Below are 23,716 nucleotides of genomic sequence, written 5' to 3'. Positions count from 1 at the left end.
TTTCACAAAAATGTCGTAGATTCATAAATCTGTCACATTATGTCGTAATAATGACAGCGCTAAAAAACGACTAGGTGAAGCACGATGTCACGAAAAATTTTAATTGTTGAAGACGAAGCTCCGATCCGTGAAATGTTGAGCTTTGTCATGGAACAACACGGCTACCAAGCAGTGGAAGCCAACGACTATCAAGTCGCACTAGAAAAAATTGTTGAGCCATTCCCAGACATGATCTTATTGGATTGGATGTTACCGGGCGGCTCAGGTATTCAATTGGCGAAAAAGTTAAAGAGTGACGATTTCACACGTAATATTCCGATTATTATGCTGACTGCACGCGGTGAAGAAGAAGACAAAGTGCGTGGGTTAGAAGTCGGCGCTGACGACTACATTACCAAGCCATTCTCGCCGAAAGAACTGATGGCACGGATGCGCGCCGTATTCCGTCGCGTGTCACCAACGGCACTGGATGAGCCGTTGGAAATCGAAGGCTTGAAGCTGGATCCGATTTCCCATCGTGTGACTGCCTACAACGACCGCCTTGATATGGGCCCTACGGAATTTAAATTACTGCACTTCTTTATGACACACCCAGAACGCGTGTATAGTCGTGAGCAGTTACTTGATAACGTCTGGGGCACGAACGTTTATGTCGAAGACCGTACGGTTGATGTTCATATTCGTCGCTTACGTAAAGCCATTGAAATGCACGGCCATGATCGCTTGGTGCAAACCGTGCGCGGCGTGGGCTATCGCTTCTCTAGTCGCTAATAGCGAGCGGCGAAGCAATGGATAGACGGTTTTCGCTGGTATTTCTGCTGCGCGGATTTCTTTGGTACATCCTACCGTTAGGCATTGTGGGCTGGCTGTTTGATGTGTTCTGGCCAGTCCTCAGCCTAGGGCTACTCGCGATTCTCGCGTGGCATTACTTCTATCAGTACAAATTGGTCGACTGGTTGTGGCATCGTCGCACCATGTTGCCACCCAGCGCTCCTGGCAGCTGGAGCTACATCTATGATGGCATCTATCGTACTCAACGGCGCAGTCAGCAACGACGCCGTGCCTTGGCACGCTTATTACGTCGCTTCCGTGAAGCATCGGAAGCTATTCCTGATGCTGCTATCGTGTTTCGTAAAGACGGTGGCTTGCTCTGGTGTAATAAACTCGGACAGTTTTACTTTGGCCTCAAATGGCCCGCCGATACCGGTATCCGCTTATCTAACTTGATTCGCCACCCTGAATTCATCAACTACTTGCGCAAGGGCGACTTTAGTAAAGAGATCTATTTGCCTTCACCGGTGCGTGAGGACATCGAACTTGAAGTTCGTATTATGCCGTACAGCGATGACCAGTTTCTGTTGATGGCACGTGACGTCACGCAACTGCGTCGGCTAGAGCAAATGCGAAAAGACTTCGTCGCCAACGTATCGCACGAACTGAAAACACCGCTCACCGTAATTCAGGGCTATCTTGAAATGCTCGGTGATGGCGTGCAGAGCATGCCGCCAGCGATGCTCGATAAAGCGCTGCAAGATATGCACGGGCAAAGTACGCGCATGCGCAACTTGGTCGATCAATTGCTGTCACTGTCGCGCATTGACTCTGCGCGCGGTGATATTTTTGAGCGTGTGGTCAACGTGCCTGAACTGTTACGCCGTATTCAGACCGATGCTGAGCAGTTAAATGCTGATAAGCAACATCAATTGAGCTTTGAAATCGCTGAGCAGTCGATGCATGGCATTGAGGAAGAATTGCGTAGTGTGTTTGTGAACCTGGTGAGCAACGCGATTCATTACACTCAGCCAAACGGTAAAATCGTCGTGCGCTGGCGCTCAGTAGGTAAGCAAATGGAGTTTAGCGTTACCGACAACGGCCCTGGGATTCCGGCCGAGCACATTCCGCGTTTAACCGAGCGCTTCTACCGCATTGATAAAGATCGCAACAGTGCCAAAGGTGGCTCAGGCCTGGGCCTTGCTATCGTCAAGCAAGCGGTCGAGCATCACCACTGTAAGCTTAATATCGACTCTGTCGTCGGGCGCGGCACCACCTTCTCGGTGCGTGTTCCTGAAGAGCTGGTCGTTACTAAGAATAAAAAATGACAGTTCGTTGGCAGAAATGTGACAGAAAAACAAAAGCTGTCATCAAATTGTCACATTGACATTCTAAACTGCGCTACGTTCATTGATAAAAAGCTGCATCGCAGCATTGACGATTGGAGTCATTATGAAACTTAAGTCAGCCCTAATTGCTATGAGCGTTGCCGGTTTAGTTGCTACTTCGGCAGCGGCGCAAAAACCAACTGATAACTTGCCAGAATACGAAAAAGTAAGCGGTCTTTCAGGCAACTTATCATCGGTCGGTTCAGACACCCTTGCCAACATGATGACCTTTTGGTCAGAAGAATTTAAGCGTTTATACCCGAACGTCAACATGCAGATTCAGGCTGCAGGTTCCTCAACTGCGCCACCAGCGCTGACGGAAGGCACCTCAAACTTCGGCCCAATGAGTCGTGGTATGAAGTCAAAAGAAATTGAAGCTTTCGAGAAGCGCCACGGGTATAAGCCAACCGCAGTGCGCGTTGCTATCGATGCTTTGGCGGTATTCGTTCACAAAGACAACCCAATCGAAGGCATGACCATCGAGCAAATCGACGCGGTATTTAGTAACACCCGTTTGTGTGGTGCAACCCAAGAAGTGCGTCGTTGGGGTGACTTAGGCTTAACCGGTAGCTGGGAAAATCGCGACTTACAATTGTACGGTCGTAACTCAGTATCAGGCACCTACGGTTATTTTAAAGAAGTCGCGTTGTGTGATGGCGACTTCCGTCCAAACGTGAACGAGCAGCCAGGTTCTGCATCAGTGGTGCAGTCGGTATCAACCTCATTGAATGCCATCGGCTACTCAGGTATTGGTTACCTGACTTCTGGTGTCAAAACGGTGCCAATAGCGATTGCCGAAGGCGAAGAATACGTTGATGCAACGACTGAAAGTGCACTTGCTGGTAAGTACCCACTCGCGCGCTTCCTATATGTTTACGTGAACAAGCACCCGAACAAACCATTAGATCCAGCAACTGCTGAATTCTTAAAAATGGTATTGTCAAAAACCGGTCAAGAGATTGTAGACAAAGACGGCTACATTCCATTACCAAAAATGGTAGTTGAACAAGAGCTAGAAAAACTCGGCCTCAACTAAAAGACCAAGCCCGGCTCCCGCCGGGCTTTTTCGGTTTTCGCGCTTCGCCCGTTCGGTAAGCCTCACTGTTCGTCCGCGCTTCGCGCTATTCGAGCACTCCGAACCGCGCGAAGCGCGGACGAACAGCGAAGCGTACGAATATCGAACCCCGAATTTGAAAAATGTCACTTTTATGACGGTAGTGTAACAATACTGTCATACTTCCCAGCTATACTCTTCATCGTTCATAAATCTACCATCTGAGGTGAGAATGTCGGCAGCGAAACCCACATTGGGAGCTAGCAATTATCGACTACTAAAAGACCGCATCGCACGTTGGGGCGTCAGCTTCGGCGGCATTTTGGTTTTGGTCGCTTTGCTGCTTATCTTCTTTTATCTGCTTTACGTAATCGAACCTATTTTCCGCGGCGTGGAAATTAACCACACGCGCACTATCGACAGTCCAAGCGAGCAAGTCGTAGCTATGGGCGTCGAGGAACAGTCGGAAATCGGTTATCAATTTACCGGACAAGGCGAACTGATTTATTTTGCTTTGCAAGAGAAACAGGGGACTGATTGGGCGCCGGGTAAAGTGTTACTCAAGCACCAAGTCACCGAAAATCCGCCGACTGCATTTGCGCAAACACAGCCTCAGAATAATCGCTATGCATATGCCATCGACGGTGGCCAAGTGGTGATGGTCGAGCCGAAGTTTAGCAGCAGCTTCCGCGATGGCGAACTGTTCATCGAGCCGCGCGTGAGTATGGTCAACGATGGTGAGCCGGTCCAGGTTGATGCGCAAGGTGGCAAGATCACCAAACTCGCCTTCGAATATGATGGTGAATCGATGTTGTTTGCGGGCGAAACCGCTGATGAGCGCGTGATTGTTAATTTTGTCCAAGCCGAGCGTAACTTCTTGAGCGGTGAAGTCGAGATGACTTCGAAGTTTCATGAGTTGCCGATTACTGGTGGTATTGATCAAATAAAAGTCACGCCTGATTTGCGTCAGGTATTGGTGCGTCAAGCCAATCGTTTTTGGGTTTTTGACGTCACACGCACTGGACAAGTGAAAGAGCGGCAGTTGCTTACAATTGACCCGCGTCGCCACGGCAACATTACCGATATGGCGCTGTTAGCTGGTGCTAGCTCGATATTATTCGGTCACGATGGCGGTAAAGTCACGCAGTGGTTTGAAGTGGCCGGCGATGATGGTCGTCGTTATCAGTTTATCCGTGATTTCCAAGCTGCTGAATCAGCGATTAGTGACATCGTGGTGGAATATTATCGCCGTACCTTCTACACCATTGCGCAAGATGGTGACGTGGGTGTGTTCCACACCACTTCTGAGGCGGACCTATTCCAAGGGAAGCCTGATGGTTACAGCACTACGCAAATGGTCATCGATCCGCGGGCAAATACCTTGCTGGCACTCGATCAAGGTCAGTTGAACATTTTTGACTTAGTCAACGAACACCCAGAAGTTACATGGAGCGGGATCTGGCAAGAGGTTTGGTACGAAGGCTATCCAGAGCCAGACTACGTATGGCAGTCAACGTCAGGCTCGGACGATTTTGAACCTAAGTTTAGCTTGGTACCGATTTCGTTCGGTACTATCAAAGCCGCGGCTTACGCGATGCTATTCGCGGTGCCTATCGGTTTGGCCGCAGCTGTTTATACCGCTTATTTTATGTCGCCGGGGGTACGCAAAGTCGTTAAACCTACGGTCGAAATTATGGAAGCTTTGCCAACCGTAATTCTTGGTTTCTTGGCAGGTCTATGGCTCGCTCCAATAGTGGAGACTTATTTGCCTGGCATTGTCGCGGTGATTATCTTAGTGCCGCTCGCGGTGGTCGCCTTCGCGGCGCTATCATCGCTGCTGCCACAAGCGTTACGCAACAAGTTCACCGATGGCCGCGCAGCACTGATTTTGATTCCGGTGGTAGCCTTCGTCGGTTGGTTTTCGTTTGCGATGTCACCGGTGGTCGAAGCTTGGCTGTTCGGTGGTAACGTGCGCGAATATCTCACCAACGAGCTGGGCATTACCTTTGACCAACGTAACTCCTTGGTGGTTGGTATCGCCATGGGCTTTGCGGTCATTCCAACTATCTTCTCCATTGCTGAAGATGCGGTGTTCAGCGTACCTAAACATCTGTCGAATGGTTCTTTGGCGCTTGGTGCAACCACCTGGCAAACCCTCACCAAAGTAGTGCTACTCACTGCGAGCCCGGGGATTTTCTCGGCGGTGATGATGGGCCTAGGACGTGCGGTAGGCGAAACCATGATTGTATTGATGGCAACCGGTAACACGCCGATCATGGATTGGAACATATTTGAGGGGATGCGCACTTTGTCTGCGAACATTGCGGTCGAAATGCCGGAATCTGAAGTCGGCAGCTCGCATTACCGTATCTTGTTCTTAGCCGCATTCGTATTGTTCGTTTTCACTTTCGCGTTTAACACCGTGGCAGAGCTTGTGCGCCAACGGTTACGTGAAAAATACAGCTCGATGTAACGAAGAGGATTTCCATGAAAGATTGGTTTAAATCAGGAAAACCGTGGATTTGGCTCACTGCAGGTTCAGTGAGCATCAGTCTAATTGCGGTCATCGGGCTACTCATTTTGATCGGTTGGCGCGGCTTGTCGTTCTTCTGGCCAGCGCAAATCCACGAAATGGACGTGCGTGCCACAGATGGCTCTATTTCAACCATTATTGGTGAAGTCTACGATAGCGAAACGATTCCATTATCGCGTTTGCAAGAGTCAGGTGTTGAACTTGATAATTACAACGAAGAAATGCTCGATCGTTGGCTCATTAAAGTAGGTAACCGCGAATACGTGCCACTCGATTTTACTTGGGTGCTAGAGCCACAAATCGTTCGTGATGAGACGCCCAAAGACTTAGCCAAGCTGGAGCGTGCCAAAGACGGTAACTTCTATGGTTACGTGGTTGATGTGCTTGAGAATGGTGAGTCGGTTGCTACTAGCGATAACGTTCGTGCGGTGTTGCGTGAACGTATCGAGCGCGTAGTGGAACTCAACGAGCAAGCCAGCGATCTACAAGACAGCGATATTGGTGCGATCAACTATGAGCTAAATGATCTGCGGCTGCAGCGCCGCGCGTTAGAGCTCGAGGGTAAATTAACGGAAGCTGAAGAAGCGCGTATTGCCGCCGAAGAAGCGCAGTTACGTGCCGACTACGAAGTGCTTGAAGCTGAGTTGTTTGAATTGCGCGAGCAGGCCAATCGTGACGCCGTAGTGATGCGTGATATGCGTGGCGTAGAAGTGACTTTACCGATGTATCGTATGCTTGATGTTAGCTTCCCGAACGACATGGGGTTATTGGCTAAAGTAGGGCACTTCTTTGTCGAAATTGGTAAGTTTATCAGCGCCGATCCGCGTGAAGCGAATACTGAAGGCGGGGTATTTCCGGCGATTTTCGGTACCGTGTTCATGGTGTTATTGATGTCGATCATCGTCACGCCATTTGGGGTGGTTGCGGCCATTTACCTGCACGAATACGCGGGTAAAAACGCCATCACGCGCTTGATTCGTATTGCCGTAATTAACCTCGCTGGCGTACCCTCTATCGTGTACGGGGTGTTTGGTCTAGGCTTCTTCGTGTATATGGTGGGTGGTTCACTGGACCAAATCTTCTACCCAGAAGCCTTGCCGAGCCCGACCTTTGGTACGCCAGGGGTGATGTGGGCAGCGATTACCTTGGCTATTTTGACTTTGCCGGTGGTGATTGTCTCGACCGAGGAAGGTCTATCACGAATTCCAAGCACCTTGCGCGAAGGCAGCTTAGCGCTCGGCGCGACCAAGGCAGAAACACTATGGCGCATCATCATTCCGATGGCGTCGCCAGCGATTATGACCGGCCTTATTTTGGCCGTGGCTCGGGCCGCAGGTGAAGTTGCGCCACTGATGTTGGTAGGCGTTGTGAAGTCAGCACCGATGCTGCCAGTGGATGGGAACTTCCCGTACTTCCACTTAGATCGCAAGTTTATGCACTTGGGCTTCCATATTTACGACGTCGGCTTCCAAAGCCCTAACGTTGAAGCGGCGCGCCCGTTGGTCTATGCGACCTCATTCTTACTCGTCACCGTGATTGTTGGTTTGAATTTAACCGCTATCGGGGTACGTAACCATTTACGTGAAAAGTATCGCTCGTTAGAACACTAACAGCGCTCAGCAGCGAAAAGGTCTATTTATGATTTCGGTAACTCCGACTACGCAAGAAGCGACACAATTAGATTTAGAAAACTTGAGTGCTGAAGAAACGGCACTTACTATCAATAACTTGAACCTGCACTACGGTGATGCGCAGGCGCTTTATGATATTTCGATGGCGATTCCGAAGAACCGCGTCACCGCGTTTATCGGTCCGTCAGGTTGTGGTAAATCAACGCTACTGCGTTGCATTAATCGCATGAACGATCTGGTCGAAATTTGTAAGGTCAGCGGCGAGATCCGGTTGCATGATAAGAACATTTACGACAAAGATGTCGACGTTGCTGCCTTGCGCCGCAACATTGGTATGGTGTTTCAGCGCCCCAATCCGTTCCCCAAATCGATTTACGAGAACGTGGTTTACGGCATGCGCTTGCAGGGTGTGAACGACCGTCGTACGCTAGATGAAGTGGTCGAGCGTTCATTGAAAGGCGCGGCCTTGTGGGACGAAGTCAAAGATCGTCTAAACGCCAGCGCTTTCAGTTTGTCAGGTGGTCAGCAGCAACGTTTGGTGATTGCCCGTGCGATTGCCATTGAACCTGAAGTGTTATTGCTCGACGAACCTACTTCGGCACTTGACCCGATTTCAACTTTGACAATTGAAGAGTTGATTACCGAATTGAAAGAAAAGTACACCGTGGTCATCGTGACGCACAACATGCAACAGGCGGCGCGGGTGTCTGATCAAACCGCGTTCTTGTACATGGGCAAGTTGATTGAGTACGCTGATACCAACACCTTGTTTACTACGCCGTCGAACAAACAGACGGAAGACTACATTACCGGTCGTTACGGTTAAGGAGAACGGCATGGATAAAATTAATACGAGTCGACACATCTCCGGCAAATTCAACGATGAGTTGGACGCGGTTCGCACGCAGGTGATGAACATGGGTGGTTTGGTGGAGCAGCAGCTACGTGACTCGCTGTTGGCGATTGAAAACTCAGACCATGACTTGGCAGAGCAAATTTTGCAGCGTGATTACAAAATCAACGCACTCGAAGTGCAAATCGATGAAGCGTGCGTGCAGATTATTGCTAAGCGTCAACCCGCAGCCAGTGACTTGCGCCTTATCATCGCAATTTTCAAAACCATCGCCGACCTTGAGCGGATGGGTGACGAAGCTGAGCGTATCGCCCGCGTTGCACTTGAAAGCTTTAACAATGACCAACAACAGTTTTTGGTGAGCCTCGAAAATCTCGGGCAGCAGGTACTGGCAATGCTGCGCGGTGTGCTGGATGCCTTCGCCCGTATGGATTTGGATGCGGCCTATGAAGTGCATCAAATGGATGCCCAAGCCGACCGTCAGTACGAAGGCCTGACACGTCAATTGATGACCTACATGATGGAAGATCCACGCGGCATTCCAAAAGTCATGAACGTCCTTTGGTCAGCGCGCTCACTGGAGCGTATCGGCGACCGTTGTCAAAACATCGCCGAATACATCATCTTCTTCGTCAAAGGCAAAGACGTCCGTCACGTGTCGCCAGAATCTATGGCACGCACCGTCGGCCGCTCTGCTCCCGAAGCCGACCCAAAAGACTAATACAGCACTCGAGCGCGAATGGTGCCCTCAATCGTGCGCATTTGCTCCAACAGATCGTCGGCGATGCTGCTTTCTTTCGGCGTGTCGACGTCGATGACCACATAGCCCACATCGGCGTCGGTCTGTAAGTACTGACCAGAGACGTTGATGTTTTGCTCGGCGAGCAGTTGGTTAATGCGGGTCAGCATGCCTGGCCGGTTTTCGTGAATATGCAACAAGCGGCGCGAGCCGTGGTGCGTGGGTAACGATACTTCTGGGAAATTCACCGCAGACAAGGTCGAGCCGTTGTCGGAGTAGTGCGCCAATTTTCCGGCTACTTCCACGCCGATGTTTTCTTGTGCTTCTTGGGTGGAGCCACCGACATGCGGCGTAAGAATGCAGTTGTCGAGGCCGCGCAACGGCGATTCGAAAATAGCGTTATTGCTGCTCGGTTCGACGGGGAACACGTCAATGGCGGCACCTGCTAAATGGCCACTGCGTAGCGCGTTAGCGAGCGCGTCGATTTGCACCACTGTACCGCGGGAAGCATTGATCAGCAGCGACCCGGGTTTCATTTTTGCCAATTGCGGCGCATCAATCATCCACTGCGTTTGTGCAGTTTCTGGTACGTGTAAGGTCACCACATCGGCTTGCGCCAACAGCGCGTCAAGCGACGCAACGGCACTGGCATTACCCAGCGGCAGCTTGCTTTCGATATCGTAAAAACGTACCTGCATACCGAGCTGCTCAGCCAAAATACTGAGCTGGCTGCCAATGTGACCGTAGCCGATAATGCCTAATACTTTGCCCCGTGCTTCGTAACTACCGTTGGCCGATTTATCCCAGCCACCACGGTGGGCGGCGGCATTTTTCTCGGGAACGCGGCGCAACAGCATAATGATTTCAGCCAAAACCAGCTCTGCAACGCTGCGGGTATTGGAAAATGGCGCATTAAACACCACCACGCCATGCTTACGCGCGGCGGCTAAATCAACTTGGTTGGTGCCGATACAGAAACAGCCGACGCCAATCAGCTTGTCGGCAGCAGCGAACACTTTGTCGGTCAACTGCGTACGCGAACGGATACCGACGAAGTGGGCATCGCGAATTTTCTCACAAAGCTCGGCTTCATCGAGTGCGGTTTTCACGTACTCAATGTTGGTATAGCCACGTTGTTTGAGGATCTCGACAGCGCTTTGATGCACGCCTTCTAGTAATAAAAACTTAATACGATCTTTTGCTAAAGAAACTTGGCTCATGGGGTTACTTCACTGTCTCTACGCCGTTGGCACTGGCAACAATGGCAAGGTCTGCGCCGCGTTGGGCAAACAAACCATTGGTGACCACACCAACAATATTATTCAGTTGTTGTTCTAAATGAATCGGATCGAGGATATCAAAATTGTGCACGTCGAGGATCCAGTTCCCGTTATCGGTCACCACGCCTTCGCGCCACACCGGGTCACCACCAAGTTTGACGATTTCGCGGGCGACATAAGAGCGTGCCATCGGAATCACTTCAACCGGTATCGGAAAACGCCCTAAACGACCCACCTGCTTCGAGGTATCGACGATACAAACAAAGGTTTGTGCGACGGCGGCGATAATTTTCTCGCGCGTCAGTGCGGCGCCGCCTCCTTTGACCATGCGCAGGTGCGCGTCGATTTCGTCTGCGCCGTCTACGTAAATCGGCACTTCGGTCACCGTATTCAGGTCAACCACACGAATGCCGTGCGCTTTGAGGCGTTCAGTTGAGGCTTCTGAACTCGAAACTGCAGCTTCAATGTCGTGCTTGAGTTCGGCCAATGCATCGATAAAGAAATTCACCGTTGAACCGGTGCCGACACCGATCACTGAACCGGGCTTGAAATGGGTTTTTACGTAGTCAAATGCGGCTTGTGCAGCCTGTTGTTTGAGTTGATCTTGTGCGGATGCCATGGCTACTTCCAAAGTGAGTGGGCTATGGCCTTTCAGTATACAGTCTTAGGTCCGAAAGTCCCATATTTTCGCAGGGGTAATCACCCGCGGTAGCGGCACGTCCCAAGGCGCATGAGGCAGTGCCTCAACATACTGACAATCAAAAGCTAAACCGATGGGCTGCAAATCAGGTAACAAGCCCTGATGCCAAGCGGCGAGGGTGCGATCGTAAAAGCCACCGCCCATGCCGAGTCGATTACCTTGTGCGTCGAAACCTACCAGTGGCACTAGCAATACCCGCAAAGCACTTAACGGCACAATGTCAGGGCAGCGCAGTTGCGGCTCGGGAATGTTGTAGGTGTTGGCTTGCCAACGGGTTTGCGGGTGCACTTTCAAAAACAACAAATGCTGCAAACTGACAGGGTGCAATACCGGCAGTGCCAGTCGATGCTGCAGTTGTAAATGCTGATTCAGAGCTTGGGTTGGGAGCTCCGCCCGTACGCTGTAATAGCTGCCAACGGTGGTGCTTTGTTGCAGCTCAGGCAGTGCCAGTAAGCGTTCACTGACCTGTTGGGCGGCTGCCTCACGCTCTGCGGTACTTAGCGCTTGACGCGCGGCAAGGAGCTGTTTTCTGAATTGCTGTCGTGGCATGGCGCTGTTATTCTGAGACTCTTATCAACCTCTTATGAAGGTGTGTTATAGCATGATTAAACAGCTACTGACTATGTTCGCGTTGAGTGTCGCCTTGACCAGCCAAGCCATTGCAGCGCCGCCGAAAGCACCAGCGCGCGGTGACCAAGGTGAAGGCCCCTATGAGCGCTTAATTTTGCGTGGGGTTAACTTGATCAACGGTGAAGGCGCACCGATGCAAGGCCCGGTCGATATTGTGATCGAAAATGATCGCATCACCAATGTGGTGAGTGTCGGCAACCCAGGTGTGCCGATTGTTGGCAAGCGGCCAGAAGCCCGCGCTGGCGACAAAGAGATGGACTTAACCGGCCACTACGTGTTGCCGGGTTTTGTCGATATGCATGGTCACATTGGCGGTTCAGCTGAGGGCATTCCGGCCGAATATGTGCTGAAACTGTGGCTCGCGCACGGCATTACCACAGTACGTGAACCGGGTAGCTTTAACGGCCTAGACTGGACCAAATGGCACCAACAACAGTCAGCTGAAAACACCATTGTCGCGCCGCGGATTATTCCTTATGCCGGCTTTGGCATGGGTAGTTCGGAGCCGATTTTTACTGCAGAGCAGGCGCGCGAATGGGTGCGTGACATCAAGCGCCAGGGTGCCGCTGGCATCAAATTCTTCGGTGCCCGTCCGCAAATTATCGCCGCAGCACTTGATGAAGCGAAGCAGCAAGAGCTTGGCACTATGATGCACCATGCCCAGCTCAATGTGGTACGCACCGATGTGGTCGATTCGGCACGCATGGGCTTGGGCAGTATGGAGCATTGGTATGGCTTGCCAGAAGCGTTGTTCACCGAGCGCACCATTCAGGATTACCCCGCCGACTACAACTACAACAACGAACAAGACCGCTTTGCCGCCGCCGGTGAATTATGGAAGCAGGCCGCAGAGCCAGGTTCAAAGCGTTGGCAGCAAGTACGTGACGAGCTGATTGAACTCGATTTCACCATCAACCCAACCTTAACCATTTACGAAGCCAGTCGTGACTTGATGCGTGAGCGCCAAGCGATTTGGCACGACGAATACACCTTGCCGCAGCTGTGGGAGTTTTTTGAACCTAGCCGCTATGCACATGGTTCGTATTGGTTTGACTGGACCACCGATGAAGAGATTGCTTGGCGCAAAAACTATCAAAAATGGATGGCGTTTTTGCAAGACTTTAAAAACCATGGCGGCCGCATCACCACAGGTTCTGACGCAGGTTATATCTACAAAATTTATGGCTTTGGCTTGATTCGTGAGTTCGAATTGTTGCGTGAGGCTGGCTTTAACGCCTTAGAAGTGGTGCAAGCCGCAACTTTGAATGGTGCTGAAGCACTTGGGATGGAAGCCGATATTGGTAGCGTCGTGCCGGGGAAAAAAGCTGACTTGGTGATTGTCGCGGAAAATCCGTTGGCGAACTTCAAAGTGCTCTACGGAACCGGCCACTTTAAGCTGGATGAGAACAATCAACCGATGCGCACCAAAGGTGTTCGCTACACCATTAAAGACGGTATCGTTTACGATGCGCAGGAATTGTTGGCTGATGTTCGCCGTCTCGTCGAGCAGGCGAAAGCTGCCGACGAATAGGACTCAATAAAAGGGGTGATCACCCGAGATGCCGCTGCGTGCCTTGGCCCTTGAACCCACTGGTTCAAGGCGGGGCGCAAATTCACGGCCGTAGGCTTCTCGATACAGGTCGAGCTTGCACAATAGCCGGTCAGTGAGCCCCTTTACTGATGACATCGGCTCAGGGACATTAGCGTGCTGGCGTACATCCCAGGCGATCCTAACTGTCAAATTTTAGCGTCGCCCTGGACGTTGTTCGGTGGTGACTTGTTCCAGGGTTTCTTGCAGCAGTTTAATCTTTTCTTCTAACTCACGAATGCGTGCTTGCTGTTGCTGCTCGAGCAAGGCGCTTTCATGGCTCAGGTTCAACGCCGCCATCACCGCAATTTGTTCTGGATGGCTGAGTTTCGTTGCCTGTTTAATTTGTTCTAAGCGTTGATTGAGCTTATCCGCAGCTTGCTGCAAAGCCACCTCTTGCCCTTGGGGACAATTCACCTTGTAGTGACGGTCCATCAATTTGATGTCCATGGTGCGTTGGCTCATATCGTCAGTTCCCTTTGCATTGCTTGGTGCCTATTATGACATGCCTCGAGGGGCGTTGTCAGCTAGCCTGTCGACATTGGTAGTGGTAGGATGTGAACCTATTTTAGCAAGAATACATATGACGATAGACCAAGAGATTAGATTATGACCAGCAGCTCACAACGCTATGACCGCCTGAGTGAATTTTTTGAGCACCAGGGCCTGCTTTCGAGCGCCGCCGAAGTGCACGGCTTACTGACCGGCATGGTCGCTGGCGGCGCCAGTGTCACTGGCGACGAGTGGCTGTTGTTACTCAGCGATTTGATCAACGAAGGGCAGCCCTTTTCCAGCGAAGTTAAAGATCAGGTAAAAGAGCTCGCCGGTGAAGCTTGTGCCAGTTTACGTGACCCCGATTTAGGCTTTCAGCTGTTATTACCCGGCGACCACGAACCGCTGTATGAACGCCTGCAAGCACTGACCGCTTGGGTGCAGTCGTTTTTAGTTGGCTTTGGCGTGAATCAGACCAATCTCGCGGGGCTTTCTGCCGATTTGCGTGAGGCCATCGACGATATGGTGGAAATTGCCAAGCTCGAAATTGAAGTCGAAGATGACGAAGAAGCCGAGCGCGCCTACTTCGAAATCATGGAATATTTACGCATTAGCTCGATGCTGTGTTTCAACGAATTGGGACAAGACGGCAACGGCGAGTGTAAGACCAATAAAACTCTGCATTAATACCCAATAAAGAGGTAGCGATGGAAGCCTTTGTACAGCGTCGCCAACGGCTGTTAGCAATGTTGGCCGAACAGGATGCCGCTTGCCTTGCGATTATTCCAAGTGCCAGCCTCGTCACCCGCAGTAACGACACCGAATACCCGTTTCGCCAAAACAGCGACTTTTTCTATTTGACTGGCTTCAACGAACCCGACGCGGTGTTGGTGCTGGCACCCGATGCAGAGTTGCCGGTGCAGCTGTTTTGCCAGCCGAACGACCCACATGCGGAAGTTTGGCATGGTCGCCGCTTAGGCACCGCGCGCGCTGTGGCCGAATTACAAGTCGACGTTGCGCATAGCATTGATGATCTTGATGAGCAGCTAGAATTCTTGATGAACGGCTGTAAAACCGTGTTTTGTGACCTCGGCAACAGCGAGTGGTTGCAACACTGGCAGTCATTGGCAGCTGAGTTAGCCAGTCAGCGCAAGCAGGGCAATCAAGCGCCGCGCCAGTGGCATGATTTAGCGCCGTGGTTGCACCGCGAGCGTATGGTGAAATCCGCGGCGGAGCTTGAATTAATGCGTAAGGCTGCGGCGATTAGTGTGGATGCGCACAAACGCGCGATGCGCTTTGTGCAACCGGGGCGTATGGAATATCAAGTGGCCGCCGAAATTCACCATGAATTTGCCATGCAAGGCGCCAGCGGGCCGGCGTACGGCACTATTTGCGGCGGTGGGGTCAATGCGTGCATTTTGCATTACACCGAGAACAGTGCCGAATTGCGTGACGGCGATTTACTGCTAATCGATGCGGGCGCAGAATACCAAGGCTATGCGGGCGATATTACGCGCACCTTCCCGGTGAACGGGCGCTTTAGCGAGACGCAAAAGCAATTGTATGAAGCAGTTTTGCGCGCGCAACAGGCGGCATTTGCGGTGATTAAGCCGGGCGCGACCTTGCAGCAAGCCCATGAAGCGGCGGCGCGCTCGATTACTGAAAGTTTAGTGGCGCTGGGTATTCTCAGCGGCGACGTTGAAGAACATTGGCAAGCGCAAAGCTACCGCAGCTATTTTATTCATGGGCTGGGCCATTGGCTTGGTCTTGACGTCCACGATGTTGCCGATGAGCGACAGAATTACAAAGCGATTCCGTTTGCGCCCGGCATGGTGATCACCGTTGAACCGGGCATTTACATTCCCGCCGATGACCTTGATGTGGGCGAACAGTGGCGCGGCATGGGTATTCGGATTGAAGATGACGTCATCATCACCGCTGATGGTTTTGAAAACATGACCGCAGCGGCACCGAAAACAGTAGAAGAGATCGAAGCGTGGATGCAACAGCAGTAACTCAGACCATTGTGATTGCCGGGGGCGGCCTGGTTGGCTCGCTGACGGCATTATTGGTGGCTCGGCAACGTGCTGACTTACAGCTGCTGGTAGTGGAGCCCACACCCGCGGGTCCAGTGCCGGACAAGCGTACCATTGCCTTGGCGGCAGCCACCGTCGAATTGCTCGAACGCGAAGGCTTGTGGTCGGCAGTGGCTGAAGCTGCCGAAGGCATTCAACACATTCACGTGAGCGACAAAGGCTACTGCGGTGTCACTCGCTTGCACGCCGAACAAGAAGGGGTGCCTGCGCTTGGTCAAGTGGTACCAGCAGCGCATCTGAATCGGGCGTTGTTCGATGCGTTGGCGCAAATGCCGAATGTGGAATGGCGCGCCGAACATCAAGTCAGTGATTTTAGTTACAGCGCTGACCATGTCACTGTTGAGCTGCAAGGGCCGCAACACACCGAGTCGGTGCGCGCTTGCTTACTTATCGGCGCCGATGGCCAACGCTCGCTTGTGCGCGAACGTGCAGGCATCGCACAACAAACCACCGACTACGGCCAAACCGGCATTATCGCCACCCTAGAGCTCGCCGATGATCTCGACGGTTGGGCTTATGAACGCTTCACCGACACCGGTCCCGTTGCCTTGTTGCCCTTACCAAACCGCGCTGCCTCATTGGTATGGAGTGTCGAAACTGAACACGCTGACGCGATCATGGCCTTGCCAGAAGCAGAATTTGTGCGCCGCGTGCAACAAGTGTTTGGCTACCGTGCCGGACGCTTTACCGGCGTCAGCGGTCGCATCGCCCATCCGTTACAATTGCATTTAGCCGAGCGCAGCGTCGCTCACCGCACGGTGATTATCGGCAATGCGTCTCATACGTTGCACCCGATTGCAGGGCAGGGCTTTAACCTAGGCGTGCGCGATGCCATTTGTTTAAGCCAGCAACTAGCACAGAGCACAGATCCCGGCAGTTACACCACGCTCGCTGACTATTGGCAGCTGCGCGCGGCGGACTATCAACAAATTATCGGCTTGACCGATGGCCTGGTGCGCGGCTTCTCAAATCATTATTGGCCGCTGACCAAAGCCCGTAATTTGGCTTTGTTAGGTCTTGATGCTTTGCCGCCTCTGCGTCATGCCTTTGCCGCGCGCACCATGGGCTTGGCGATGACCCGTAACTGGCAAGGAGGCAACTAATGCAGCACTTTATTGTGGTTGGCGGCGGTATGATCGGATTAACCGCGGCACTTGGGTTACGCCAGCAGGGCCATCGCGTGACCCTGCTTGAGCAAGGCGCAGCGCCGACCTACAACGATACTCTAGAGCTGCGCGTCAGCGCCATTGCGCATTCGAGCCGCCGCTTGTTGCAGCAGCTCGGGGTCTGGCAAACGCTACCGAGCGAGCGTTTGGGGCCTTACCAAGCGATGGAAGTATGGGACCACGATAGTTTCGGTCGTATCGCCTTTCATGCCAGCGAAGCCAACGCCACCGACCTAGGGGCGATTGTCGAGAATCGTGTGTTAGAACAGCATTTGTGGCAGCGGGCGGCAGCCGCAGGCGTCGAGTTGCATGAAAACGCCAGTGTCAGTGCGCAGCAAGTAACCGCCGAACGGGTTTGGGTCGAAGCCAACGGCCAACGCTTTGATGGCGATTACCTGCTGGCCGCCGACGGCGGTCGTTCGCCGTTGCGCCAAGCTGCTGGTTTGCCGCTGACCTTTTGGGATTATCAACAACGCGGTTGTGTGGCGGTCATTGAGTGCAGCGAACCCCATGGCGGCTGTGCGCGTCAGGTGTTTTTACCCAGTGGCCCGGTGGCCTGGTTGCCGCTCGCAGATCCGCATCAGGTTTCGCTGGTGTGGTCAGCTGATACCGCAGTCGCAGCGGAACTTGAAGCGCTGGACGACAGCGCTTTTGCCAAGCAATTGCAGCGTGTCAGTGACCAGTGTCTCGGCCAGCTAAAAGTGGTGTCAAAACGTGCATCTTTCCCACTGCGCATGCAATACACCCAGCGTTGGCTGCAACACCGCTTGTTAGTGCTCGGCGATGCCGCTCACACCATTCATCCACTGGCTGGACAAGGTGCAAACCTGGGTTTTGGCGATGTCAGCGACTTGCTCAAAGTGACCGCCGAAGACTTTACCCAGCGCGACCTCCGCGAATGGGAACGTACACGTAAACTGGCGGCGGTCGAAATGATTAGCGCCATGGAAGCCTTTAAGCGCGGCTTTGGCACCGCTCAACCACTGGCAAAACTCGTCCGTGGCATTGGCCTGAAATTCGCCAATAGCTTCGGCCCACTAAAACGCCAGCTGATTAAATCCGCTCTTGGATAAACTGCGCCAGTTGCTGGGCCGCTGAGTTGTCGGTGGCCCGCATCGCCAACATCACGCCAACTTCGCCGAGTTCTGGCAAGGCTACATTGTTAGGTCCGCGCTGCAGGCGCTCCAAATGACTCGGCACTGTGCTTTGTGCCAGTACCGTCAGCCCCAGACTACTCTCAATTGCTGCGGTTAAACCGCTAAAGTCGCTGTTGGTGTAGGTAATCCGCGACGCAATGCCTGCTTCCCGCAAAGCGCGCAAGGCACGGCGTCGATAAATGCAGCCATCAGGTGCGACCACCAAAGGCAAGGGCTCAGGCAGTAAGTAACTCTCCTGATTGCCGACCCACACCAAAGGCTCTTGGCGCAGCTCGAGCCATTGCTCGGCGGGCATGCGGGCGGTGTTCGCGGCCTCGGTCAAGGCAATAATAACGTCGAAGGCATCCGCTTGCTGAATCAGCTGCTTACTCAGCCCCGAGGTGACCTCGAGCGCGACATTCGGGTAGCTTTGCGCGAACTGGCCAAGCACTTGCGGCAGCAATTTACTGGCAAACTCACTGGTGATGCCCAAGCGCACGCGGCCACTGAGGGTTGGTTCGGTCAGCCTAGCGATAATTTGGTCGTTGAGACTGAGCATGGCGCGGGCGGTGTCGAGTAACTCGGCGCCCGCGGTGGTGAGCTGAATGCGGCCACCACTGCGGGCGTATAAACTGACGCCAAGCTGTTCTTCCAGGCGCTGCAATTGCAGACTGATCGCCGGTTGTGAGCGGCCCAATTGTTGCCCTGCTGCAGTAAAGCTCTGCAGCTCGTAAACACTAACAAAAGCCCGTAAGGCATCCAGAGGGAGCTGTTGCACCGTAATTCCTCGCAAAATTATTTGAATTTACAATAGCGCACGAAACTTTATTAATAATCCAAATAATAGCATAAGGAATATTAATTTGTTGCTAGCGCGTCGGGGCTTTATAATTGCGGGCACTTTTTACTCCGCAACAGGACGATGAAGCTATGGCAAATCGCACTCCTCTGTACGACGCGCACGTGAAAGCTGGCGCAAAAATGGTCGACTTTCATGGTTGGGACATGCCGCTCAACTACGGTTCGCAAATCGAAGAACACAACGCAGTACGCAATGACTCTGGCGTGTTCGACGTATCGCACATGACAATCGTTGATGTTGCGGGTCTTGATGCGAAAGCTTTCTTACGCAAGTTACTCGCCAATGACGTTGCCAAAATCACCATTCCTGGCAAAGCACAGTACAGCAGCATGCTGAACGAAAAGGGCGGCGTTATCGACGACCTTATCGTGTATTTCTTCAGCGACACCTCGTATCGTTTAGTCGTCAACTCAGCGACGCGCGAACGTGACGTTGAATGGATCCAAAGCGTTGCACGTAACTTCCAAGTAGATATCACCGAGCAACCGACGCTTGCCATGGTTGCCCTGCAAGGTCCAAAAGCCGCAGCTAAGCTGAAACTGATTTTAGGCGACGACTTCGGCGCTGTAGATGGCATGAAGCCATTTATGTCTGCGCAAGTAGGTGACTTATTTATCGCGACCACTGGTTACACCGGCGAAGCTGGTTACGAGATCGTATTGCCGGCTGCCAACGTAGAAAAGCTTTGGGAAAACCTACTCAATGTGGGCGTGCAGCCATGTGGCCTAGGTGCACGTGATACCTTGCGCTTAGAAGCAGGTATGAACCTTTACGGACAAGACATGGACGAAGGCATCACGCCACTCGAAGCCAACATGGGCTGGAGTGTTGCGTTTGAGCCAGAAGACCGTGCCTTTATCGGTCGTGAAGCACTCGAGAAGCAAAAAGCCGAAGGCCACGACAAGCTTGTGGGCCTCGTCATGCGCGAAAAAGGCGTCTTACGCCATGGGCAAAAAGTCGTGGTTGAAGGCGGCGAAGGCGTCATCACTTCTGGTACTTTTTCGCCGACCCTTGGCTTCTCTATCGCCATGGCGCGTGTGCCGTCGACCGTGGGCGAAACCGCCGAAGTGGAAATGCGCAAGAAATTCGTTACAGTTAGCGTGGTGAAGCCAAGCTTCGTCCGCAATGGCAAAGCACTCGTTTAATTACAGAACAACCTAGTTGAGGAACGCAAAATGAGCTCTATTCCAAAGGAATTAAAGTACGCATCAACCCACGAGTGGGTGCGCAACGACGGTGACGGCGTATTTACCGTAGGTATTACTGAGCATGCGCAAGATTTGTTAGGCGACATGGTGTTTGTGGAATTGCCAGAAGTTGGCGATACCGTTTCTGCCGGCGACGACGTTGCTGTGTGTGAATCGGTAAAAGCAGCATCTGATATCTACGCGCCGATCGCTGGTGAAGTTCTGGAAGTCAACGAAGACCTCGAAGACGCTCCTGAAACGGTTAACAACGACCCGTACGGTGACGGCTGGTTGTTCAAAATCAAAGCTGAAGACCCAAGCGAAGTAGAAAGCCTACTTGACGCAGAAGGTTATCAAGCAGTTATCGACGAAGATTAATTTGGCCACCCGGATAAAGGGACACGAAGTAAATGACCACAGCTACGCTTAAGCAGTTAGAGAATCATGGTGAGTTCATCAGTCGCCACATCGGTCCAAGTGCCGATGAGCAAGCAGAAATGCTGGCGGAACTAGGTGTTGATTCACTAGAAGCATTGACCAAGGACACGGTACCGGGCGCGATCCGTCGCGACCCATTTTTGCAAGTTGGTGAACCGTTGTCAGAAGTCGAGGCGCTAGCCAAGCTGAAGACCATCGCCAGCAAGAACAAAGTACTGACCTCGTTCATTGGCATGGGCTACTACGATACCCTCGTACCGAACGTGATTTTACGCAACGTGCTCGAAAATCCGGGTTGGTATACGGCCTACACGCCGTATCAGCCAGAAATCGCCCAAGGTCGTTTGGAAGCCATTTTGAACTTCCAACAAATGACCATGGACCTCACTGGTCTCGATTTAGCCAGCGCCTCGTTACTCGACGAAGCCACTGCTGCAGCTGAAGCGATGGCCATGGCGAAGCGCGTCTCGAAGAGCAAATCGAACGCTTACTTCGTTGCCGATAACGTCTATCCGCAAACCTTAGACGTATTGCAAACCCGCGCCGAAATGTTTGGTTTTGAAGTGATCGTGGGCCCTGCGCACGAAGCGACTAACCACGACGTGTTCGGTGCCTTGCTGCAATACCCTGACCGTTACGGTCAATTGCACAACCTTGAGCAACTGATTGCTGACTTGCAAGCCGAGAAAGCAGTGGTTGCAGTTGCCGCTGACATCATGAGCTTAGTGCTGTTGAAAGCACCAGGCGAAATGGGTGCCGACATGGTGCTAGGTTCAGCGCAACGCTTCGGCGTGCCGATGGGCTACGGCGGTCCTCACGCAGCATTTTTCGCCACCCGCGACAAATACAAGCGCTCACTGCCAGGTCGTATCATTGGTGTTTCCAAAGATAGCCGCGGCAACATGGCGTTGCGCATGGCCATGCAAACCCGCGAACAGCACATCCGTCGTGAGAAAGCCAATTCGAACATTTGTACCGCACAGGTGTTGTTGGCCAACATGGCATCGTTCTACGCCGTGTACCACGGTCCACAGGGCTTGCGTACCATCGCTGAACGCATTCACCGTTTGACCGACATCGTCGCTCTAGGCCTGCGCGACAAAGGCGTTGAAGTCACCAACTCACAGTGGTTCGATACTTTGACCTTCAAACTCGACGGCAACGCAGAAAGCATTCTGGCCAGCGCAGTCGAGCAGGGCATGAACCTGCGTCACGACGGCGGCAACCAGTTCGGCGTCAGCTTGGACGAAGCGAAAACCCGCGCGGACGTTGAGCGCTTATTTGTTGCTTTATTCGGTGCCGACCACGGCCTCGACGTTGACGCACTCGATGCGCGCGTGAATGGCGGCGAAGTGACTTCAATTCCAGCAGAATTGCAGCGTCAAAGTGCCATTTTGACCCACGAAGTGTTCAACACGCACCACTCAGAAACCGAGATGCTGCGTTACATCAAAAAGCTGGAGAATAAAGACCTCAGCTTGAACCACAGCATGATCTCGCTCGGCTCATGTACCATGAAGCTGAATGCCACCGCAGAAATGATTCCGGTGACCTGGCCAGAGTTTGGTCAGTTGCACCCGTTCTGCCCGCAAGATCAAGCTGCCGGTTACTATGAATTGCTCAGCACCTTGTCGACTTGGTTGATTGACATTACTGGCTATGATGCCATGTCGATGCAGCCAAACTCAGGTGCACAAGGCGAATACGCAGGCTTGTTAGCGATTCAGAAGTATCACCACAGCCGTGGCGACACGCACCGTGATATCTGCTTGATCCCAAGCTCAGCGCACGGCACCAACCCAGCTTCAGCGCAAATGATGGGCATGAAAGTGGTGGTGGTCGACTGCGACAAAAACGGTAACGTCGACCTCGAAGACCTGAAAGCTAAAGCTGCAGAAGCAGGTGACAACTTGTCGTGCATCATGGTCACTTACCCGTCGACCCACGGCGTGTACGAAGAAGGCATCCGTACCATTTGTGACGTAGTGCACGAGTACGGCGGTCAGGTCTACCTTGACGGTGCCAACATGAACGCACAGGTCGGCGTGACCTCACCAGGTTACGTAGGCGCCGACGTATCGCACTTGAACCTGCACAAAACCTTCTGCATTCCACACGGTGGTGGCGGTCCTGGTATGGGCCCAATCGGCGTGAAGAAACACTTGGCGCCATTCTTGCCAAACCACAAAGTCGTGCCGATTCAAGGCACTGGCCTTGAGAACGGTGCGGTTTCAGCGGCACCTTTCGGTAGCGCAAGCATTTTGCCCATCTCGTGGATGTACATCGTCATGATGGGTTCACGCGGCCTGCGCGAAGCGACTGAAGTGGCAATTTTGAACGCCAACTACATCGCTAAGAAATTGAGCGGGCACTACCCGATCTTGTACAAAGGCCGCAACGACCGCGTCGCGCACGAGTGCATCATCGATTTGCGCCAGTTAAAAGACGCCGCCGAAGTCGCCGAAATCGACATCGCCAAGCGTCTACAAGACTATGGCTTCCACTCGCCAACCATGAGCTTCCCAGTTGCGGGCACCCTGATGGTCGAACCAACCGAGTCAGAGTCAAAGTTCGAACTCGACCGCTTTATCGAAGCCATGATCTCGATTCGCGAAGAAGTGAAGAAAGTCGAACAAGGCGAATGGCCGCAAGACAACAACCCGTTGCACAACGCGCCGCATACCTTGGCTGACATCACGGACGCTTCTTGGGATCGTCCGTACGACCGCATGACCGCCGTCTACCCAGTGCCAGCCGTGGCCGCCAACAAGTTCTGGCCATCGGTGAACCGCATCGACGACGTGTATGGCGACCGTAACTTGATGTGTAGCTGCCCAGCGGTGGAAGATTACCGCTAGCTAGTTAGTTTTGCATGATGCTGAATGCCCTCCGCTTGGAGGGCATTTTTGTTTGTGGCAATAAAAAAGCCCCGAACTTTGAAAGGTTGGGGCTTTTTCGACAAATAGTTTACGAAGGATGGTGGCTAGCTGTTCGCCGCCTTTTTCTGACGCTCAACAACGGCATTTTGCTCTGCAATAGCACGGTCAATCACACGTGCGTAGACGCGTTTTTTCTCACGCGATTTAGCGTTGTGCACGAAGTTCGATAGATTCGAACTTTCTGTCGCTTTCTTTTTGAATAGTCCAAGCATTGTTGGTTACCTTACTATTTC

21 protein-coding genes and 1 other RNA gene are annotated in these 23,716 nt (G+C 52.6%); 15 read left to right on the top strand and 7 right to left on the bottom strand.

The genetic code is table 11. The features are described from left to right. Positions 1-84 precede the first annotated feature (84 nt). The 7 genes from phoB to phoU all read left to right on the top strand — a co-directional run bounded on the left by phoB (position 85) and on the right by phoU (position 8,951). Positions 85-771 (top strand): phosphate regulon transcriptional regulator PhoB, encoded by a 687-nt coding sequence (gene phoB, locus ACJ8W9_RS11850; RefSeq protein WP_411360297.1) that lies wholly within the window; start codon positions 85-87, stop codon positions 769-771. A gap of 17 nt (positions 772-788) precedes the next feature. Continuing rightward, on the top strand, positions 789-2,099 hold the full coding sequence (gene phoR / locus ACJ8W9_RS11845) for a phosphate regulon sensor histidine kinase PhoR (RefSeq protein ID WP_411360299.1): 1,311 nt from the start codon (positions 789-791) through the stop codon (positions 2,097-2,099). Positions 2,100-2,223: 124 nt separating this feature from the next. Then, complete coding sequence (locus ACJ8W9_RS11840) at positions 2,224-3,195, top strand: PstS family phosphate ABC transporter substrate-binding protein (protein ID WP_411360300.1); 972 nt, start codon at positions 2,224-2,226, stop codon at positions 3,193-3,195. A 244-nt stretch (positions 3,196-3,439) separates the two neighbouring features. Beyond that, positions 3,440-5,686, top strand: a complete 2,247-nt coding sequence (locus ACJ8W9_RS11835; RefSeq protein ID WP_411360301.1) for an ABC transporter permease subunit — start codon at positions 3,440-3,442, stop codon at positions 5,684-5,686. Positions 5,687-5,700: 14 nt separating this feature from the next. Then, positions 5,701-7,356, top strand: a complete 1,656-nt coding sequence (pstA, locus tag ACJ8W9_RS11830) for a phosphate ABC transporter permease PstA (protein ID WP_411360303.1) — start codon at positions 5,701-5,703, stop codon at positions 7,354-7,356. A gap of 28 nt (positions 7,357-7,384) precedes the next feature. Next, positions 7,385-8,203, top strand: a complete 819-nt coding sequence (pstB, locus tag ACJ8W9_RS11825) for a phosphate ABC transporter ATP-binding protein PstB (protein WP_411360305.1) — start codon at positions 7,385-7,387, stop codon at positions 8,201-8,203. 10 nt (positions 8,204-8,213) lie between these two features. Beyond that, positions 8,214-8,951, top strand: a complete 738-nt coding sequence (phoU, locus tag ACJ8W9_RS11820; RefSeq protein WP_034732875.1) for a phosphate signaling complex protein PhoU — start codon at positions 8,214-8,216, stop codon at positions 8,949-8,951. Here the strand turns inward: phoU and serA are convergent. The 3 genes from serA to ACJ8W9_RS11805 are packed head-to-tail and all read right to left on the bottom strand — an operon-like array spanning position 8,948 to position 11,498. Further along, entirely contained in the window at positions 8,948-10,189 is a 1,242-nt protein-coding gene (gene serA, locus ACJ8W9_RS11815; protein WP_411360307.1) for a phosphoglycerate dehydrogenase, read from the bottom strand. The genes phoU and serA overlap by 4 nt on opposite strands. Before the next feature lie 4 nt (positions 10,190-10,193). Then, entirely contained in the window at positions 10,194-10,868 is a 675-nt protein-coding gene (gene rpiA, locus ACJ8W9_RS11810; protein WP_411360308.1) for a ribose-5-phosphate isomerase RpiA, read from the bottom strand. A 45-nt stretch (positions 10,869-10,913) separates the two neighbouring features. After that, positions 10,914-11,498 (bottom strand): 5-formyltetrahydrofolate cyclo-ligase, encoded by a 585-nt coding sequence (locus ACJ8W9_RS11805; RefSeq protein WP_411360310.1) that lies wholly within the window; start codon positions 11,496-11,498, stop codon positions 10,914-10,916. Between the two features lie 52 nt (positions 11,499-11,550). Between ACJ8W9_RS11805 and ACJ8W9_RS11800 the strand changes: the two genes are divergently transcribed. Then, a complete protein-coding gene (locus ACJ8W9_RS11800; RefSeq protein WP_411361174.1) occupies positions 11,551-13,110 on the top strand; it encodes an amidohydrolase family protein in 1,560 nt (519 codons plus the stop codon). Positions 13,111-13,126: 16 nt separating this feature from the next. On the opposite strand, the gene ssrS is transcribed toward ACJ8W9_RS11800, so the two are convergent. Together ssrS and ACJ8W9_RS11790 are read right to left on the bottom strand one after the other, a co-directional pair. Continuing rightward, positions 13,127-13,309, bottom strand: a non-coding RNA gene (gene ssrS, locus ACJ8W9_RS11795) — 6S RNA. 14 nt (positions 13,310-13,323) lie between these two features. Then, on the bottom strand, positions 13,324-13,632 hold the full coding sequence (locus tag ACJ8W9_RS11790) for a cell division protein ZapA (protein ID WP_034732868.1): 309 nt from the start codon (positions 13,630-13,632) through the stop codon (positions 13,324-13,326). Between the two features lie 144 nt (positions 13,633-13,776). On the opposite strand from ACJ8W9_RS11790, the gene ACJ8W9_RS11785 reads away from it, so the two are divergent. Genes ACJ8W9_RS11785 through ACJ8W9_RS11770 form a run of 4 tightly spaced genes read left to right on the top strand, consistent with a single transcriptional unit; the run spans position 13,777 to position 17,994 of the window. Further along, a complete protein-coding gene (locus tag ACJ8W9_RS11785; protein WP_411360313.1) occupies positions 13,777-14,346 on the top strand; it encodes a UPF0149 family protein in 570 nt (189 codons plus the stop codon). A gap of 20 nt (positions 14,347-14,366) precedes the next feature. Beyond that, positions 14,367-15,674 (top strand): Xaa-Pro aminopeptidase, encoded by a 1,308-nt coding sequence (gene pepP / locus ACJ8W9_RS11780; protein WP_411361173.1) that lies wholly within the window; start codon positions 14,367-14,369, stop codon positions 15,672-15,674. After that, positions 15,656-16,858: a 2-octaprenyl-6-methoxyphenyl hydroxylase gene (gene ubiH, locus ACJ8W9_RS11775; RefSeq protein WP_411361172.1), complete on the top strand. Its 1,203-nt coding sequence runs from the start codon at positions 15,656-15,658 to the stop codon at positions 16,856-16,858. The genes pepP and ubiH overlap by 19 nt, the downstream gene beginning before the upstream one ends. Continuing rightward, complete coding sequence (locus ACJ8W9_RS11770) at positions 16,858-17,994, top strand: UbiH/UbiF/VisC/COQ6 family ubiquinone biosynthesis hydroxylase (RefSeq protein ID WP_411360319.1); 1,137 nt, start codon at positions 16,858-16,860, stop codon at positions 17,992-17,994. The genes ubiH and ACJ8W9_RS11770 overlap by 1 nt, the downstream gene beginning before the upstream one ends. Here the strand turns inward: ACJ8W9_RS11770 and ACJ8W9_RS11765 are convergent. Beyond that, entirely contained in the window at positions 17,975-18,835 is an 861-nt protein-coding gene (locus ACJ8W9_RS11765) for a LysR family transcriptional regulator (RefSeq protein WP_411361171.1), read from the bottom strand. The genes ACJ8W9_RS11770 and ACJ8W9_RS11765 overlap by 20 nt on opposite strands. A 152-nt stretch (positions 18,836-18,987) precedes the next feature. Between ACJ8W9_RS11765 and gcvT the strand changes: the two genes are divergently transcribed. From gcvT to gcvP, 3 genes are read left to right on the top strand one after another with little or no spacing between them, the layout of a single operon-like run. Continuing rightward, positions 18,988-20,064: a glycine cleavage system aminomethyltransferase GcvT gene (gene gcvT, locus ACJ8W9_RS11760; protein ID WP_411361170.1), complete on the top strand. Its 1,077-nt coding sequence runs from the start codon at positions 18,988-18,990 to the stop codon at positions 20,062-20,064. A 30-nt stretch (positions 20,065-20,094) separates the two neighbouring features. Further along, positions 20,095-20,484 (top strand): glycine cleavage system protein GcvH, encoded by a 390-nt coding sequence (gene gcvH, locus ACJ8W9_RS11755; protein WP_411360324.1) that lies wholly within the window; start codon positions 20,095-20,097, stop codon positions 20,482-20,484. A gap of 32 nt (positions 20,485-20,516) precedes the next feature. Further along, complete coding sequence (gene gcvP / locus ACJ8W9_RS11750; RefSeq protein ID WP_411361169.1) at positions 20,517-23,402, top strand: aminomethyl-transferring glycine dehydrogenase; 2,886 nt, start codon at positions 20,517-20,519, stop codon at positions 23,400-23,402. Positions 23,403-23,527: 125 nt separating this feature from the next. Here the strand turns inward: gcvP and ACJ8W9_RS11745 are convergent, their stop codons facing one another. Continuing rightward, positions 23,528-23,695 carry a hypothetical protein gene (locus ACJ8W9_RS11745; RefSeq protein WP_169740491.1) on the bottom strand — a complete coding sequence of 56 codons (168 nt, stop codon included), beginning with the start codon at positions 23,693-23,695 and terminating at the stop codon, positions 23,528-23,530. Positions 23,696-23,716: the final 21 nt, after the last annotated feature.

Origin of the sequence: Pseudidiomarina salilacus (assembly GCF_047323925.1) — a bacterium.
In the GTDB taxonomy this organism is placed as follows: domain Bacteria; phylum Pseudomonadota; class Gammaproteobacteria; order Enterobacterales; family Alteromonadaceae; genus Pseudidiomarina; species Pseudidiomarina salilacus.
Note: the sequence above shows the minus strand (reverse complement) of the source record. Positions and strands in the feature narration are given on the sequence as shown.

Excerpts from the sequence above, each read along its gene's own strand:
- rpiA (WP_411360308.1), bottom strand. The coding sequence starts at position 10,868 with ATGGCATCCGCACAAGATCAACTCAAACAACAGGCTGCACAAGCCGCA.
- phoU (WP_034732875.1), top strand. The coding sequence starts at position 8,214 with ATGGATAAAATTAATACGAGTCGACACATCTCCGGCAAATTCAACGAT.
- gcvP (WP_411361169.1), top strand. The coding sequence starts at position 20,517 with ATGACCACAGCTACGCTTAAGCAGTTAGAGAATCATGGTGAGTTCATC.
- ACJ8W9_RS11790 (WP_034732868.1), bottom strand. The coding sequence starts at position 13,632 with ATGAGCCAACGCACCATGGACATCAAATTGATGGACCGTCACTACAAG.
- ACJ8W9_RS11805 (WP_411360310.1), bottom strand. The coding sequence starts at position 11,498 with ATGCCACGACAGCAATTCAGAAAACAGCTCCTTGCCGCGCGTCAAGCG.
- ACJ8W9_RS11785 (WP_411360313.1), top strand. The coding sequence starts at position 13,777 with ATGACCAGCAGCTCACAACGCTATGACCGCCTGAGTGAATTTTTTGAG.
- ACJ8W9_RS11745 (WP_169740491.1), bottom strand. The coding sequence starts at position 23,695 with ATGCTTGGACTATTCAAAAAGAAAGCGACAGAAAGTTCGAATCTATCG.
- gcvT (WP_411361170.1), top strand. The coding sequence starts at position 18,988 with ATGGCAAATCGCACTCCTCTGTACGACGCGCACGTGAAAGCTGGCGCA.
- pepP (WP_411361173.1), top strand. The coding sequence starts at position 14,367 with ATGGAAGCCTTTGTACAGCGTCGCCAACGGCTGTTAGCAATGTTGGCC.
- pstA (WP_411360303.1), top strand. The coding sequence starts at position 5,701 with ATGAAAGATTGGTTTAAATCAGGAAAACCGTGGATTTGGCTCACTGCA.
- ACJ8W9_RS11770 (WP_411360319.1), top strand. The coding sequence starts at position 16,858 with ATGCAGCACTTTATTGTGGTTGGCGGCGGTATGATCGGATTAACCGCG.
- ACJ8W9_RS11840 (WP_411360300.1), top strand. The coding sequence starts at position 2,224 with ATGAAACTTAAGTCAGCCCTAATTGCTATGAGCGTTGCCGGTTTAGTT.
- gcvH (WP_411360324.1), top strand. The coding sequence starts at position 20,095 with ATGAGCTCTATTCCAAAGGAATTAAAGTACGCATCAACCCACGAGTGG.
- serA (WP_411360307.1), bottom strand. The coding sequence starts at position 10,189 with ATGAGCCAAGTTTCTTTAGCAAAAGATCGTATTAAGTTTTTATTACTA.
- ACJ8W9_RS11800 (WP_411361174.1), top strand. The coding sequence starts at position 11,551 with ATGATTAAACAGCTACTGACTATGTTCGCGTTGAGTGTCGCCTTGACC.
- phoB (WP_411360297.1), top strand. The coding sequence starts at position 85 with ATGTCACGAAAAATTTTAATTGTTGAAGACGAAGCTCCGATCCGTGAA.
- pstB (WP_411360305.1), top strand. The coding sequence starts at position 7,385 with ATGATTTCGGTAACTCCGACTACGCAAGAAGCGACACAATTAGATTTA.
- phoR (WP_411360299.1), top strand. The coding sequence starts at position 789 with ATGGATAGACGGTTTTCGCTGGTATTTCTGCTGCGCGGATTTCTTTGG.